Annotated in this window: 12 protein-coding genes and 1 riboswitch; of the genes, 7 read left to right on the top strand and 5 right to left on the bottom strand. The window is 75.3% G+C overall.

What is annotated here, in order from left to right; all coding sequences use genetic code 11:
- Positions 1–419: 419 nt before the first annotated feature.
- On the top strand, positions 420–2,105 hold the full coding sequence (locus tag D7M15_RS08555; RefSeq protein ID WP_121516946.1) for a von Willebrand factor type A domain-containing protein: 1,686 nt from the start codon (positions 420–422) through the stop codon (positions 2,103–2,105).
- Between the two features lie 130 nt (positions 2,106–2,235).
- Here D7M15_RS08555 and D7M15_RS08550 read toward each other — a convergent pair whose 3' ends face one another.
- Positions 2,236–2,913, bottom strand: coding sequence for a transglycosylase family protein (locus D7M15_RS08550; protein ID WP_121516945.1), 678 nt, complete (start codon positions 2,911–2,913; stop codon positions 2,236–2,238).
- A gap of 3 nt (positions 2,914–2,916) precedes the next feature.
- A riboswitch (cyclic di-AMP (ydaO/yuaA leader) is annotated at positions 2,917–3,086 on the bottom strand.
- 525 nt (positions 3,087–3,611) lie between these two features.
- On the opposite strand from D7M15_RS08550, the gene D7M15_RS08545 reads away from it, so the two are divergent.
- Positions 3,612–6,044, top strand: coding sequence for an HAD-IC family P-type ATPase (locus tag D7M15_RS08545; protein ID WP_121520445.1), 2,433 nt, complete (start codon positions 3,612–3,614; stop codon positions 6,042–6,044).
- A complete protein-coding gene (locus D7M15_RS08540; RefSeq protein ID WP_127201721.1) occupies positions 6,041–7,744 on the top strand; it encodes a histidine kinase in 1,704 nt (567 codons plus the stop codon). The genes D7M15_RS08545 and D7M15_RS08540 overlap by 4 nt, the downstream gene beginning before the upstream one ends.
- A 37-nt stretch (positions 7,745–7,781) precedes the next feature.
- Here the strand turns inward: D7M15_RS08540 and D7M15_RS08535 are convergent, their stop codons facing one another.
- Positions 7,782–8,450 carry a response regulator transcription factor gene (locus D7M15_RS08535; RefSeq protein ID WP_276314483.1) on the bottom strand — a complete coding sequence of 223 codons (669 nt, stop codon included), beginning with the start codon at positions 8,448–8,450 and terminating at the stop codon, positions 7,782–7,784.
- 199 nt (positions 8,451–8,649) lie between these two features.
- On the opposite strand from D7M15_RS08535, the gene D7M15_RS08530 reads away from it, so the two are divergent.
- Positions 8,650–9,006: a PRC-barrel domain-containing protein gene (locus tag D7M15_RS08530; RefSeq protein WP_121516942.1), complete on the top strand. Its 357-nt coding sequence runs from the start codon at positions 8,650–8,652 to the stop codon at positions 9,004–9,006.
- A gap of 56 nt (positions 9,007–9,062) precedes the next feature.
- Positions 9,063–9,230: a hypothetical protein gene (locus tag D7M15_RS28405; RefSeq protein ID WP_165906218.1), complete on the top strand. Its 168-nt coding sequence runs from the start codon at positions 9,063–9,065 to the stop codon at positions 9,228–9,230.
- 41 nt (positions 9,231–9,271) lie between these two features.
- Here D7M15_RS28405 and D7M15_RS08525 read toward each other — a convergent pair whose 3' ends face one another.
- Positions 9,272–11,128 carry a protein kinase gene (locus D7M15_RS08525; protein ID WP_121516941.1) on the bottom strand — a complete coding sequence of 619 codons (1,857 nt, stop codon included), beginning with the start codon at positions 11,126–11,128 and terminating at the stop codon, positions 9,272–9,274.
- Between the two features lie 194 nt (positions 11,129–11,322).
- On the opposite strand from D7M15_RS08525, the gene D7M15_RS08520 reads away from it, so the two are divergent.
- Positions 11,323–12,069: an IclR family transcriptional regulator gene (locus D7M15_RS08520; RefSeq protein ID WP_121516940.1), complete on the top strand. Its 747-nt coding sequence runs from the start codon at positions 11,323–11,325 to the stop codon at positions 12,067–12,069.
- Positions 12,070–12,150: 81 nt separating this feature from the next.
- On the opposite strand, the gene D7M15_RS08515 is transcribed toward D7M15_RS08520, so the two are convergent.
- Both D7M15_RS08515 and D7M15_RS08510 read right to left on the bottom strand, forming a co-directional pair.
- Complete coding sequence (locus D7M15_RS08515; protein ID WP_121516939.1) at positions 12,151–13,404, bottom strand: FAD-dependent oxidoreductase; 1,254 nt, start codon at positions 13,402–13,404, stop codon at positions 12,151–12,153.
- Entirely contained in the window at positions 13,404–13,766 is a 363-nt protein-coding gene (locus D7M15_RS08510; protein ID WP_121516938.1) for a bifunctional 3-phenylpropionate/cinnamic acid dioxygenase ferredoxin subunit, read from the bottom strand. Before D7M15_RS08510 ends, D7M15_RS08515 begins: the two co-directional genes overlap by 1 nt.
- A gap of 214 nt (positions 13,767–13,980) precedes the next feature.
- Between D7M15_RS08510 and D7M15_RS08505 the strand changes: the two genes are divergently transcribed.
- Positions 13,981–14,781, top strand: coding sequence for an IclR family transcriptional regulator (locus D7M15_RS08505; RefSeq protein WP_121516937.1), 801 nt, complete (start codon positions 13,981–13,983; stop codon positions 14,779–14,781).
- Positions 14,782–14,973 lie beyond the last annotated feature (192 nt).

Below are 14,973 nucleotides of genomic sequence, written 5' to 3'. Positions count from 1 at the left end.
TGTTCACGCTGTTGGGCGACGTGGGCGCCGATGCCCTCGACGGGGGTGGGGGCATCGGCGCGAACGCCCGGGAGGCCGCCGTGTCCTCGCGTCCGGCGGTTCACCGCCGGGCGGGGCGCGGCCCGCGAGCGGTCGCGGGAGGCGCGCGTACGCCGGGGGCGTGCGCGCGTTGATTGCCTGGTTCGCGAGGGGACCCGCTCCCGTGCGCCGGAGCGCCGGGTGTCGTGCCGCACGCGCCGTGGGGCGGGAGCGATCGGTGGTGCGCGGTGGAGCGTTCGCACCAAGTGACCCGCTATGAGCCCCTGTTGCCGTATCGCAACGTTTCCGTGACGCCTTCCCCGTGTCCGCCGCCACCCGCCGTACGTCCCATCCCCGTACTCGACGCGTGTGCGGCCGAAAGGCCGGAAGGGGGGCCCGGGATGGGGCACAGGGGGAGACGTTTCGCGGTGGCGCTGGCGGCGGGCGGCGTACTGCTCGCCGGATGCACCGGCGGCGGTACGGACGACGGGGGCGGCGGCGGGAGCGGCAACAGGGAGGCGGCGACGGACCGTTCGGACGGCGGGCAGGGCGCGCCGCCGCCCGGCGGCACGTCCCGCGCGCCGGACGGCGCCCGGCGGGACACCGGCGACGAGGCGGAGGGCGACGCCCCGCCCGCCGCCGACCTGCGGTCGACGTTCGCGCTGGACGTCGACACCGCGTCGTACGGCTACGCGAAGCGGACCGTGGCGGAAGGGGGACTGCCGCGGCCGGACACCGTACGGGCCGAGGAGTTCGTCAACAGCTTCCGGCCGGGCTACGAGCAGCCCGAGGGCGACGGTTTCGCGGTGTCGGCCGACGGCGCCCGTACGGGCCCGACCGCGGACGGGCACGCGGAACGGGGTGACGGGGACGGCGACTGGTCCCTGCTGCGGATCGGGCTCACCACCCGCGCGGAGCGCGACGACGCCGCCGAGCGGCGCGCGCCCGCCGCCCTCACGTTCGTCGTCGACGTCTCCGGCTCGATGGCCGAGCCGGGCCGTCTCGACCTGGTGCGGGCGTCGCTGCGGACGGCGGTGGGGCAGCTGCGGGACACGGACTCCGTGGCCCTGGTGGCCTTCAGCGACGAGGCGCGCACCGTGCTGCCCATGACGCGCCTCGGCGACGACGGCGGGCGCGGCACGGTCCGGGACGCCCTCGACGGGCTGCGCACGGAGGACAGCACCAACCTCGCGGCGGGCATGCGCACCGGCTACGCCGAGGCCGTCGAGGGCCTGCGGAAGGCCGCCACCAACCGCGTGGTGCTCCTCTCCGACGCCCTCGCCAACACCGGCGGCACCGCGCCGGACGCCATCCTCGACCAGGTCGCCGCGCACCGCGCCGACCACGGCATCACCCTCTTCGGCGTCGGTGTCGGCAGCGACTACGGCGACGCCCTGATGGAGCGGCTCACCAACCGGGGCGACGGGCACACCACGTACGTGTCCAGTCGTACGGAGGCGCGCCGGGTCTTCGTGGAGGAGCTGCCCCGCAACATCGGCCTCCGCGCGCGCGACGCCAAGGCGCAGGTCACGTTCGACCCGGACACGGTCGTCGAACAGCGGCTCGTCGGCTACGACGACAGGCGGGTCGCGGACGAGGACTTCCGCGACGACCGCGTGGACGGCGGCGAGATCGGCCCCGGGCACACGGTCACCGCGCTGTACGCGGTGCGGCTGAGGGAGGGCGCCGAGGGCGACGTGGCGACCGCCGCCGTGCGCTGGCTGGACCCGGACTCGCGCGCGCCGCGTGAGGAGACGCGGCGCATCGGTACGGACGCGCTGGACGGCGCGCTGTGGGAGTCCGCCTCGCCACGGCTGCGTACGGCCGCCGCCGCCGCGTACTTCGCCGAGGCGCTGCGCGGCGGCGCGGGCGACCTGCCGGGCGCGCCCCCGCTGCGGCGGCTCGCCGGGTACGCGCGGGACGCGGCCGCCGACTCCGGCGACTCCGCCGTCGCGGAACTCGCGGCGACCATCCGGCGGGCGGACGCGCTGGGTGCGCCGGAGGGTGGCGACGGCCCGTACGGGGACGACCCGCACGGGGACAGCACGTACGACCGCCCGCCGCACAGGGGCGGCCTGCCGCGCTGATCCCGTACGGGCCCGCGGGCGCCCGCGCGGCATCCGGGCGTGACGCGGCCCGCGCCACGGGGGAGAGGCGCGGGCCGCGGGACCGGGGACGCTCCGGGCCGGGAAGGCCCGGAGCGTGCCGGGGGTCGGGTCAGAGGCTGAGCTGCTGGCCCGGGAAGATCAGGTCCGCGTTGCCGCCGATGACCTTCTTGTTGGCGTTGAACACCTGCTGCCAGGTGCTGCCGTGCGCGTCGGCGATGCTGCCGAGCGTGTCACCGGAGCGCACCGTGTAGTCGCCGCCGGACTGCTTCGGCTGCGCCTTCGGCTGGGGCTGGGCCTGCTGCTCCGGCTGCGCCTCCTGCTTCGGCTGCGGCTGCTCGGCGGGCTGGGCCTGCCGCTCGGTGCCGCGGTCGGCGCGCTGCTGGCCGCCGTCGCCGCCCGGGTTCACGTCGGCGGACGGGCCGCCGGAGGTGAGGCCGCCCGCACCGGCGCAGGCCCAGGCACCCGGGCCCTGGAGGGCGAGGAGCTTCTCCGCCGTGGCGATCTGCTGCTCCTTGCTGGCGAGGTCGGCGCGGGACGCGTACTGCGTGCCGCCCGCCGCGGCCCAGCTGGACTGCGAGAACTGGAGGCCGCCGTAGTAGCCGTTGCCCGTGTTGATCTGCCAGTTGCCGCCGGACTCGCACTGGGCGACCTTGTCCCAGGTGTCCACGGAGGCGGCCTGCGCGCCGGTCGCCGTGATCAGCGGGAGGGTGACGGCGGCACCGGCGACACCCGCGAGGGTGACGATGCGAGCGGTCTTGCCGGAGCGGCCCTTACCTGAAAAAAGCATGACTGACTTCCTCACCGACGCCTACGAGGTGAGCTGTCGGGCTCGGACCGGATGAGTGCCCGGCCGTACGGGACCGCGGTTGCGGACTCGTACGGTTTCGCCCCTAGCCGCACCCTGGAGAGGTGCGGCGGCCTACCTGGTTCCCCCGCTCCTGCCTACGGCGCTGACGCGTCGGATTCCCCCCTGCGACCGTCGGCAGGATTCGGCGTGACGGTCACGGGTGCCCCCCGTGTGGCGAGCGATTCGACGGTAAGCACAGGGGGTCGGGAGCGACAAAATCCGGCATCCGAGATCCAATTCCGCTACTTGACCATGGAAACAGTGCGTCGTCGCAGGTCGCTCCGTAGGTGGGCGAAAGCGACAGGGGGGACCCCGAGGACTCTTGCGGAGAGAAGCCTCACACCGGCAGGGGAGGGGCGAAGGGACGGCACCCGACGAAAGTCGGGGTCCGGCAGGGCCTTTGGTGGCTGGTGGGCGGTCGGCGCGCTGTCTAGGGTCGGGAAGGCCGGTACGCGGACGGCGTCCGGCGTACGGCGACCGCCGTGACCAGCGGTCGCCGTGGAGCACCACAGAGAGGGACGGGACCGGGAGTGGCTGAACACGTGGACACGGTGGGCGGGGAGCCCGCCGCGGCGCCGGACCGTACGGACCCGGACCGTACGGGAGAGGCGCCGCCGGACGGGGCGCCCCCGGGCCCCGTGCCCCCGGACCCCGTACGGGCGGCGCGCGGCCTCACCGCGGCCGAGGTCGCGGAACGGGTCGCCGCGGGCCGGGTGAACGACGTGCCGGTGCGCTCCAGCAGGAGCATCGGGGAGATCGTCCGCGGCAACCTCTTCACCCGGATCAACGCCATCGTGGGCGTGCTGTTCGTCATCATCCTGTCGGTGGGACCCGTGCAGGACGCGCTGTTCGGCGGCGTCATCCTCGCCAACACCCTGATCGGCGTGATCCAGGAGATCCGCGCCAAGCGCACCCTGGACCAGCTGGCCATCGTCGGCGAGAGCCGGCCGACCGTACGCCGCGACGGGGTGTCCGAGCCCGTCGGCGCCGAGCAACTCGTCCTCGACGACATCGTGGAGCTGGGGCCCGGCGACAAGATCGCCGTGGACGGCACGCTGGTGGAGACCGCCGACCTGGAGGTCGACGAGTCGCTGCTGACCGGCGAGGCCGACCCGGTCGTCAAGCGGCCCGGGGACCAGGTCATGTCGGGCAGCTTCGTGGTGGCGGGCACCGGCGCGTTCGCCGCCACGCGCGTCGGCCGGGACGCGTACGCCGCTCAACTGGCCGAGGAGGCCAGCAAGTTCACCCTCACCAGCTCCGAACTGCGGGGCGGGATCGACAAGATCCTCAAGTACGTGACGTACGCCATCGTCCCGGCCGGTGTCGCGCTCATCATCAGCCAACTCACCGTCGGCAAGGACGACATGGCCGAGGCCGTCCGCCGGATGGTGGCCGGTCTGGTCCCGATGGTGCCCGAGGGGCTGGTGCTGCTCACCTCCGTGGCCTTCGCCGTCGGCGTCGTCCGGCTGGGCAAGAAGCGCTGCCTCGTACAGGAGTTGCCCGCGATCGAGGGGCTGGCACGGGTGGACGTCGTCTGCCTGGACAAGACCGGCACGCTCACCGAGACCGCCATGGACGTCTCCGAGGTGCGCGCCCTCGACCCGGACGCGCCCGCCGAGGCGGTGCTCGGCGTGCTCGGCGCCGCCGACGAGCGGCCCAACCCGAGCATGCAGGCGATCATCGACGCGTACGCCGCGCCGGACGGCTGGACCGTGACCGACAGCACCCCGTTCTCCTCGGCACGCCGCTGGAGCGGCGCCACCCTCCGGGCGCCCGGCGACGGTCCCGGCGGCGACGGCCCCGGCGCCACCGCGACCTGGCTGCTGGGCGCGCCCGACGCGCTGCTGCCCGCGGGCCACCCCGTGCTGGAGCAGGTCGACGAGCGGGGCGCCCTCGGTCTCCGCGTACTGCTGCTGGCGCGCGCCTCGGGCACCCTCCGCGAGGCGTTCGACCGGCCGCTCGCCGCGGCGGACGGCGTCACGCCCGCCGCGCTCGTCGTCATCGAGCAGCGCATCCGCGAGGAGGCGCCCGCCACGCTGCGGTACTTCGCGGAGCAGGGCGTCGCCGCCAAGGTGATCTCCGGCGACAACGCGCTGTCCGTCGGCGCCGTCGCCCGCGGTCTGGACTTCCCCGGCGCCGACCACCCCGTGGACGCCCGTACGCTCCCCGACGACCCGGAGGAGCTGGCGGACCTCGCGGAGCGCACCTCCGTCTTCGGCCGTGTCGGGCCGCAGCAGAAGCGCGCGCTGGTGCGGGCGCTCCAGTCGCGCGGCCACACCGTGGCGATGACCGGCGACGGCGTGAACGACGTGCTGGCGCTCAAGGACGCCGACATCGGCGTCGCCATGGGCTCCGGCAGCCCCGCGACCCGTTCCGTGGCCCAGCTGGTGCTGCTGAACAACAACTTCGCCGTGCTGCCCTCGGTCGTCGCGGAGGGCCGCCGCGTCATCGGCAACATCGAACGCGTCGCCAACCTCTTCCTCACCAAGACCATGTACTCGGTGCTGCTCGCCGTCATGGTCGTGGTGGCCCAGGTGCCCTACCCCTTCCTGCCCCGCCACCTCACCCTCATCGGCTCGCTCAGCATCGGCATCCCCGCGTTCTTCCTGGCGCTCGCGCCCAACGCGGAACGGGCCCGTACCGGCTTCGTGCAACGGGTGCTGCGCTTCGCCGTCCCCGGCGGCGCCCTCGCGGCGGCGGCCACCTTCGGCTCGTACCTCTTCGCGCGCGCCACGTACGACGACAACCTGGAGGCGGAGACCTCGGCGGCCACCCTGACGCTGTTCCTCGTGGCGCTGTGGGCGCTGGCGATCATCGCGCGGCCGTACACCTGGTGGCGGATCGGGCTCGTCCTCACCATGGCGGCGTCCTTCGCCGTGGTGCTGGTGACGCCGTTCCTCCAGGAGTTCTTCCAGCTCGAACTGGTCGGGGTGCGCGCGCCCTGGGCCGCCGTGGCCTTCGCCGCCGGGGCCGGGCTGCTGCTGGAGATCGCGTGGGCGGTGCTCCGGCGCCGCGCCGCGGCCGACGCCGCCGGCGCGCCCGGCGCCGTGGCCGCGCCGACGGCGCGATGACCGGGGGACCGGCGCGGTCGGGGGCCGCCCGCACCGCGCCGGTCCGTACGGGGCCGGTGGTCCGTACGGCGCTGGCCGCGCGTACGGCGCTGGCGCGCGGCAGCCGCCGGGAGCGGGCCGCGGACGCCCTGCTGTGGCTGGTGCTGTGCGCTCCGGGGGTCGTCGAGTACGTCGCCGGGCCGCCGCAGGAGGGCCCGGCGCCCGTCCTGCCGTACCTGACGGTGCCGGTGCTGGCGCTCGCGGTGCTGGTGTGCCGTACGGCGCCGCTGCTGTCGCTGTACCTGGCGGTGGGCCTCGCGTTCGTCGCGTCCCCGGAACTGTTCAGCGGCGCCGCCGTGCTGCCGCTGCTCGCGACGGGCTACCTGGTCGGCAGACGGATGCGGCAGGCGCCGCCCGCGCTCGTCTCGTTCGGGATGGTCGCGGCCCTCGGACTGCTCGTCACCTGGCGGGCGGACGAGCAGCTGTGGTCGTGGTTTACGCTCGTCCTCACCCTCGTGTTCAACGTGGCGCTGCCCTGGCTCGTCGGCCGCTACGTCCGGCAGCACGCCGAACTCGTCGCCACCGGCTGGGAGTTGGCCGAACGCATGGAGCGCGAGCAGCAACTCGCCGCCGACCGCGTACGGCTGCGGGAACGCTCCCGCATCGCGGGCGACATGCACGACACCCTCGGCCACGAACTCTCCCTCCTCGCCCTGCGCGCCGGAGCGTTGGAGGTCGCCCCCGACCTCGACCCGCGCCACCGCGAAGCCGCGGAGGGGCTGCGCGCCGCGGCCGTCACGGCGACCGAGACGCTGCACGACATCATCGGCGTGCTGCGGGACGGGGACGCCGCGGGCGGCGGCGGCCAGCCGGACGAGCGGCTGGCCGGGGTGGACATCGCGGACCTCGTGGACCGCGCCGCCGCGTCCGGCCTCCCGGTGGAACTGCGGCGCGAGGGCCAGCCGGTGCCGCTGCCGCCGCTCGCGGAACGCGCGCTGCACCGCGTCGTCCAGGAGTCCCTGACGAACGCCGCCAAGCACGCGCCGGGCGGCGCCGTCACCGTCGAGCTGCGCCAGTCCCCGGACGCCACGGAGGTGTCCGTCGTCAGCGAGCGGCCCGCCGGTGATCCGCCGCCCCGGGGCACGTCGGGCGGCAACGGCCTGATCGGGCTGCGGGAACGGGTACGGCTGTCGGGCGGCGTCATGCGCGACGGGCCGGTGGCGCTGCCGGACAGCCCGGCCGGGAGCGGGTACGAGGTGCGCGTCCGACTCCCGCACGAGCACGCGCACGTGGCGTCCGGGACCGTACCTACGGAGGTCGTGACGCCCGCGTCCGCGCCGTCCGAGTCGTCGCTGCGCAGGGAGTCGGCCGAACGGAAGGAACGACGGCGGCTGCGGCAGGTGTTCCTGGTGCCGCTGGCGCTGACCTCGGCGTTGGCCGTCGCGATGACCGTGTTCGCGTTCGTCCAGTCGAACCGTTCCGTGCTGCCCGCCGCCGACTACGACCGGATGCGCGTCGGCCAGGACGAGCGGGACGTCTTCGGGCTGCTGCCGACCATGCAGACCGACGAGCAGCCGGGCCCGCACGTCGCGCCCGGCCCGCCCGGGTCGCGGTGCCGCTACTACCGGATGGACGACGGTCCCGACCCCGTACGCGTCTACCGGCTGTGCTTCGGCGGCGGCAGGCTCGTCGCCAAGGACGCGGTGCGGACCGGCTCCTGACGCGCGGCGCCCGTACCGCCGCGGGAGCGCCGGGACGTCACCAGGCGGCGGTGTCCACGATGCCGCCCTCATGGGCGAGGATCGCGGCCTGCACCCGGTTCTTCAGGCCGAGCCGGGCCAGGACCGTGCTCACGTACGCCTTCACGGTCCCCTCCACCAGGTGCAGACGGGCCGCGATCTCCGCGTTCGACAGCCCGGCGCCGACGAGGGACAGCACCTCGCGCTCCCGGTTCGTCAGCTCCGCGATCCGCTCGCGCGCGAGCGCGCCCCGCGACATCCGTACGCCCGCGTTGCCGGAACTCAGCTCGCTGATCACGCGCCGGGCCACGCGCGGCGACAGGCAGGCGGCGCCGTCCGCCACCGCCCGTACCCCCGCGAGGAGTTCGCGCGGCGCGCCCGCCTTGAGCAGGAAGCCGCTGGCGCCGTCGCGCAGCGCCCGCGCGATGTACTCGTCCTCGGAGAACGTCGTCAGCATCACCGTCGCGGTCCCCGGCACCGTCCGCCGGATCTCGGCGGCGGCGTCCAGACCGTCCATGCGCGGCATCCGTACGTCCAGCAGCGCCACGTCCGGCCGTTCCCGCCGCGCCAGCTCCACGGCCTCCCGGCCGTCGGACGCCTCCGCCGCGAGCACCTCGATGCCCGGGTCGGTGGACAGGATCGCCCGCACCCCGGCGCGGATCATCTCTTCGTCGTCGGCCAGCAGCACTCGGATCACCCGCGGACCGTACCGCCCGCCTCCACCGTGGCGGTACCGACGAAAGTCGGGGTTCCCCGCCCCGCCCCGCCGTCCCCGGTCGGATTCCGAGTAGCCCGTACGGGACGGGGGACCCGCCGTGGCATCCGGCGCACCGGAACGGGGCGGCCCGCACCCGGGTGCACGGTGGCCCGTGGGGAAGGTGAGGCGCGTGTTCGAGGCGGAGGACATCCGGGAGTGGCAGGGCCACGACGTGGTCGACCCGGAGGGCAGCAGGATCGGGGCGCTGGAGTCGGTCTACGTGGACACGTCCACCGACCGGCCCGCGTTCGCCGCCGTCACGGTCGGCCTGCCGACCAGGCGGCGGCTGGTGTTCGTCCCCCTGGACGAGGCGACGGTGGGGCCGGACCGGCTCACCGTCCACTACGCGAGGAAGCGGGTGAAGGACGCCCCGGGCATCGCCGTCGACGGGGAGCTGGCGGCGGCCGAGGAACCGGCCCTCTTCTCCCACTACGACCTTGCCTACCGGCCCGGCGTCGGCGGTGAACGCCGCCTCGCCCGCCGCTGAACCCGCTGAACGTGCCCGGGTCGCGGGCCCCGCGACCGGGCCGGAGTGGAGGCGCGATGAACGCCGTACTGCTGCTGCTCGTCGTGGCGATCGTGCTGGCGGTCGTCGGCTGGGTGGTGAACGGCCTGTTCTGGCTGTTCGTCCTCGGCGTCCTGCTGTTCCTGGCGGACCTCGTGCTCTCCGGTTTCCTGCTCGGCCGGGGTCACGACGTACGCCGCCGGTGACCGGTGCGCCGTGACCGGCGCGCGGACGCGTCGGGTCGTCGTCAGTCGCCGAGCGGGCGCGGGCCCTGGACCACCGTGTCGACGTGGTCGGCGCCGGAGACGCGGATCTTCATGCAGCGGTGCCCGGCGAAGACCCAGAAGCGGTCCGGTGTGCCCGGCACCGGCACGACCTCGTCGATCCCCTGGCGGAAGCCCGGCACCCGGCCCAGCGTGCGCGGCCAGCCGTCGAGCCCGGACGCCCCGGTGAGGGCCCGCCCGCCGGGGCGGTCGCCCGCCAGTTCCGTACGGACGTACCGGTCGCCGGAGAAGACCCACACCTGGTCGGGGGCGTCCGGCACCGGCATGACCGCGTCGACGCCCGTGGACGCGAGCCCCGCGAACGCCGTGTCCCAGTCGGCCGCCGGGCGGGGACCGGCGACGAGCGTGTCCGCGTACCCGTCGGCGGCGACCCGCATCCGCAGGTAGCGGTCGCCCGCGAACACCCAGAACTCGTCCCGGTGCCCGGGGACGCGCAGCACGGCGTCGACCCCGTCCCGGAAGCCGGGGAACCTGCCGAGGGTCGCGCTCCAGCCGTCGAGCGGGGCGGGCCGCGTGAGCCGTTCGCGTACGGGGCGGTCGGCGGCGGCCGTACGGACGCGCTGGTAGTGGTCGCCGGTGAACAGCCAGTACGTGCCCGGCGCCCGGAGGTTCGGGTCGTCGGGCGTGGGCATCGCCGCGTCCACGCGGGTCGAGGAGTCGGCGGCCGCCGTGTCGCCTTCCGCCGCGTCGGCCGGGTCGTTCCGGGTGTCGCCGTCGTCGTCGGCGCGGTGCGTCAGGAACCCGGCGGTGAGCCCGCCCACGAGGAGCAGCGCCAGGGCGGACAGCAGCAGCGGGCGGCGGCGACCGCTGCGTCCGCCCGTACCCGCCGCCCCCGCCCCCGTACCCGTACCCGTGTCCGCCGCCGCGCCCGGTGCGTCGGTGCCCGGGGCGTTCGCGGCCGCGTCGAAGCGCGCGGTGGGCGGCAGCGGGGGGAGCGCCGCCGTCACCCCGTCCGCCCCCGCCGACCCGGCGGCCCCGACCGGCCCGGCGGGCCCGTCCGCCGCCGCGCCCGCCACCGGGCGCAGCAGCGCGGCGGCCTCGGCGGCGGTCGGCCGCGCGTCCGGGTCCTTCCGCAGCAGCGCTTCGAGCACCTCGCGCAACGGGCCGACGGACGCGGGGAGTTCCGGCTCCTCGTACGCCACCGCGTGCAGTACGGCGGCGACCTCGGGCCGCGCGAACGGCGACCGGCCGGTCAGCAGCGTGCACAGGGTGCCACCCAGCGAGAACAGGTCACCGGCGGTCCCGGCGGGCCGCCCGCCGAGCCGTTCCGGCGCGATGTAGTCGAGGGACCCGACCACACCGCCGTACGTGGTCAGCGGATCGGTCCCCACCAGCGCCGCGATGCCGAAGTCGCAGAGCACCACGCGGCCGTCGCGCCGCAGCAGCACGTTGGCCGGTTTGACGTCCCGGTGCAGGGTGCCCGTGGCGTGCACCGCGTCCAGCGCGGAGAGCAGCTGGAGGCCCGCGGCGGCGACCGCCGGGGGCGTCATCGGCCCCTGGACGGCGAGGTGTTCGGCCAGCGACGGCCCGTCGATCAGCTCCATGACCAGCCACAGCCGCTCGTCCTCCGTGACGAGGTCGTGGACGTGGACCACGCCGGGGTGGGAGAGGCGGGCGACGGCGCGGGCCTCCCGTTGGGCCCGTTCGGCCTGTACGCGGGGCCCCTCGCCGCCGGCGCGCAGGCGCACCTCCTTCACGGCGACGGTGCGCCCCAGCACCTCGTCCTCCGCGCGCCACACGGTCCCCATGCCGCCGCTGCCGAGTTGGTCCCGCAGCAGGTAGCGGTCCGCGACGAGCCGCGGTCGTTCGCTGTACGTCACGCCCGCCAAGTTACCTGCCGACCTCGGCCGCCCCGCGCCCGCGTACGGACGTCGGTACGGACGCCCGCCCGCGTACGGACGCCGACCCACGCGCGCGGACGCGTGCGCCCGCGCGACCCGAGGGCGTGCGGAGAGGGCCCCCGTATAGTCGGTGCATGAGCAACAGGTCCCGCGCTCCGTCCCACCCTGTCACCGTGCAGGCGGTCGACCGGGCGGTCGACGTGCTCGAATTCCTGGCCGGGAGACGCACCGCGGGCGTCACCGAGATCGCCGCGGCGCTGGACGTGCACAAGTCGACCGCGTTCCGTCTGGTGAACGCCCTCGCCGCGCGGGGGCTGGTGGAGCAGCGGGAGCTGCGCGGGAAGTACTGCCTCGGTTTCGAGCTGATCCGGCTCGGCGGCGCCAAGCGCTTCCAGCCGGACATGATCACGCTCGCGAACCCGGTCTGCGAGGCGCTGGCCGAGGAGGTGGGCGAGACCGTGAACATCGCGGTCTCGGAGGACGGCATGGCGGTGAACATCGCGCAGGCGCGCGGGCTCGCCGCCGTCATCACGCAGAACTGGATGGGCCGGAGCACCCCGCTGCACGCGACGGCGAGCGGCAAGGTGCTGCTGGCCTTCACGCCCGAACGGGAGCGTTCCGACCTGTTCGCGGCCGGGTTGGAGGAGCACACCGACGGGACGGTCACCGACCCGGCGACCCTCCAGCGGGAGCTGACGGAGATCGCCGGGCAGGGCTACGCGCTGGCGTCGGAGGAGCTGGAGGTGGGGCTGAACGCCGCCGCCGCGCCCGTACGCGCCGCCGACGGCACCGTCGTCTTCGCGGTGAGCGCGTCCGGCCCCTCGTACCGCCTCACCGAGGAGCGGCTGCCGGACGTGGCGAAGTCGGTGATCGACGCGGCCGGGCAGATCTCCTGGCTGCTCGGCTACCTGCCGGAGTGACGCCCCCGGCCCGCGCGCCCTCGCGCCGGTACGCGTGAGGACCGGCCCGCGCGCCCTCGGCCGCGCGCCCGCGCGCGCCGGTCATGTGGCCACCGCCGCCCACCGCGCCGCGAGTTGGCGGCGCCACCGGGTGAACTGCTTGGGCTGGTCCATGCCGAGGACCGCCGTGGGACTGCCGTCCCGTTCGTAGACCGCGAGGAAGCTGCGGTCCTCCGGGTCGCCCGCCTCGACGCGTACGGTGTCGCCGTCCCGCCGGGTGCCCGCGAACTGGAGGCGTACGCCGTACTGTTCGGACCAGAAGTACGGCAGCGGACCGCGTGCGCCGGGCGCGTCCTGCGCGTCCTGTGCGTCCGCTCCGGCGAGGAGCGCGCGTACGGCGGTCTCCGGCTGCCGCAGCGCGTCGGTCCAGTGCTCGGTGCGCACGTGTCCGCCGGTGTCCGGCTGGTAAGCGGCGGCGCAATCGCCGACCGCGACGACCCCCGGGAGCGCGGTGGCGCCGCGCCCGTCGGTGGGTACGCCGCCCCGCAGGTCGGCGGTCGCGTCCAGACCGGAGCCCGCGAGCCACTCGGTGTTGGGCAGCGAGCCGATGCCGACGAGTACGGCGGCGGCGGGCAGCACGGTGCCGTCGGCCAGTTCGACGCCCTCGACCCGCGCGTCGCCCAGCAGGCGGCGTACGGGCGTACCGCACAGCAGCGGTACGCCGTGGTCGGTGTGCAGCCCGGCGCAGACGGCGCCCATCTCCGGGCCGAGCGGCCCGGCGAGCGGCACCGGCAGCGCCTCGACGACGGTCACGTCGACGCCGCACGCCAGCGCCGTCGAGGCCACCTCGGCGCCGATGAAGCCCGCGCCGACGACCACCAACGGGCCGCCCGCGCCCAGCGCTTCGCGCAGCGCCAGCGCGTCGTCCAGGGTGCGCAGCGTGTGCACGCCCGCCGTCCCGCCCGCGCCGGAGGCCGTGTCCGAGGCGGGCCCCGTACCCGCGCCACCGGCGCCCGGCAGCGGTCTCGCCCGCGCGCCGGTCGCCAGCACCACGCCGTCGGCGCGCACCTCGCCCCCGTCGGCCAGGGTGATCCGGCGTCCGCGCGGGTCGAGGCCGGTGGCCGCGGTGCCGAGCCGCCAGTCCAGGTCGAGGGGTTCGTCGTCCTCGGTGCCGAGCGCCAGCTCCTCGGCGGACGTGCGGCCCAGCAGGAAGTCCTTGGACAGCGGCGGCCGGTCGTACGGTGCCCGCGGCTCGTCACCGATCAGCGTGATCCGGCCGTCGTAGCCCTGCGCGCGGAGTGCGCGCGCCGCCGCGAGACCCGCCAGCGAGGCGCCGACGACCGCGACGGAACGCATCAGTACGCCCCGACGGGCGCGGCGACGTGCACGCGCACGACGCCGTCCTCGACGGTCACGCGGTGCGTGCGCACGGGCCGCTTCGCGGGCGGGCCGCTGGGCATGCCGGTGCGCAGGTCGAAGCAGGCGGCGTGCAGGGGGCACTCCACCTTGCAGTCCTCCAGCCAGCCGTCGGCCAGCGAGGCGTCCTGGTGCGTGCAGGTGTCGTCGATCGCGTACAGCTCGCCGTCGGCGTTGAACACGGCGACGGCGTCGGTGCCTTCGCCCGCCTCGACGCGTACGGATTCACCGGGGGGCAGGTCCTCGATACGGCAGGCGACGAGGACGGTGTCTTCGAGGGTGAGGGTTTCACTGTGTTCCATGACAGTTCCTCCGTACGCGGGCGGGGGCATGCGGCCTCCGCGGACGAAAAGGGGATGTGATGACGTTGCGGGAACACGGCGTTGGACGAGTCGCCACTCGTGTGTGTTTCAGATGACGCAACCAGATTGGCTATGCGCAACAAACCATGCGGGCCCGTGGGAGCCGGTGTCAAGCGTCACTTCGGGCCGGGGAGGCGCGGGATAGCGTTCCCCCATGGCCAACGAGACGCAGAGCGCCGGAAGCTCCGGCGGCAGAGGCGGGGGTTCGCTCGTCCAGTCGGTCGACCGGGCCGTCACCGTGCTGGACATCCTGGCGCGGCACGGCGAGGCCGGGGTCACCGAGATCGCGGAGGACCTGGGGGTGCACAAGTCCACGGCGTTCCGGCTGGTCGCGGCGTTGGAGCAGCGGGACCTGGTGGAGCAGACGGCGGACCGCGGCAAGTACCAGCTGGCGTACGGGATCGTGCGGCTCGCCGGTGCCGCCAGCGCCCAGTTGGAGATCACCCGGGAGAGCCGGGAGGTGTGCCAGCGGCTCGCCGAGGAGTCCGGCGAGGGCGTGAACATCGCCGTCCTGGACCGGAGCGAGGCGATCAACGTCGGTCAGATCCGCGCCCTCCGGTCGGTCAGCGCGTACAACTGGGTCGGCCAGCGCACCGCGTTGCACGCCACCTCCAGCGGCAAGGTGCTGCTGGCCTTCGCGCCGCCCGAGCGGGGCCGTGAGCTGCTGGCGGGCAGGCTGGAGCGGTTCACGGAGCACACCATCTGCGACGCCGCCGCGCTCCGCGCCGACCTGGAACTCGTCCGGCGTCGCGGCTGGAGCAACACCCGGGAGGAGCTGGAGCTGGGCCTGAACGCCATCGCCTGCCCGGTCTACGGCGCGGAGGGCGAGGTCGTCGCCGCGCTGAGCATCTCGGGGCCCACGTACCGGCTGTCGGCGGACCGGTTCGCCGAGTTGGCGCGCGTGGTGGGGCAGGCCGCGGCCGAGGTCAGCGCGCGCATCCAGCGCCGGGCCTGACCCGGTCCCGTACGGGCCCCGCGCCCGTACGCCCGCCCGTGCCCGTACGCCCCGCCGCACCGTACGCCCCTCGCGCGCCCCCGTCCGGAACCCTCCAGACGGGGGCGTACGTGTGCCAACGCGCCCGTGCGCCAAGGCGGTTGCGGGGTGCCGGGGGAGCGGCACGCGGTGCCGATTCCGGGGCCCGGGAGC

This window comes from Streptomyces sp. Z26 (genome assembly GCF_003665095.1).
Taxonomy (GTDB): domain Bacteria; phylum Actinomycetota; class Actinomycetes; order Streptomycetales; family Streptomycetaceae; genus Streptomyces; species Streptomyces phytohabitans.
This window is presented reverse-complemented; position numbering and strand designations above follow the sequence as displayed.

Coding starts and splice junctions, on each gene's coding strand:
- D7M15_RS08555 (WP_121516946.1), top strand. CDS start 420: ATGGGGCACAGGGGGAGACGTTTCGCGGTGGCGCTGGCGGCGGGCGGC.
- D7M15_RS08550 (WP_121516945.1), bottom strand. CDS start 2,913: ATGCTTTTTTCAGGTAAGGGCCGCTCCGGCAAGACCGCTCGCATCGTC.
- D7M15_RS08540 (WP_127201721.1), top strand. CDS start 6,041: ATGACCGGGGGACCGGCGCGGTCGGGGGCCGCCCGCACCGCGCCGGTC.
- D7M15_RS28405 (WP_165906218.1), top strand. CDS start 9,063: ATGAACGCCGTACTGCTGCTGCTCGTCGTGGCGATCGTGCTGGCGGTC.
- D7M15_RS08515 (WP_121516939.1), bottom strand. CDS start 13,404: ATGCGTTCCGTCGCGGTCGTCGGCGCCTCGCTGGCGGGTCTCGCGGCG.
- D7M15_RS08510 (WP_121516938.1), bottom strand. CDS start 13,766: ATGGAACACAGTGAAACCCTCACCCTCGAAGACACCGTCCTCGTCGCC.
- D7M15_RS08505 (WP_121516937.1), top strand. CDS start 13,981: ATGGCCAACGAGACGCAGAGCGCCGGAAGCTCCGGCGGCAGAGGCGGG.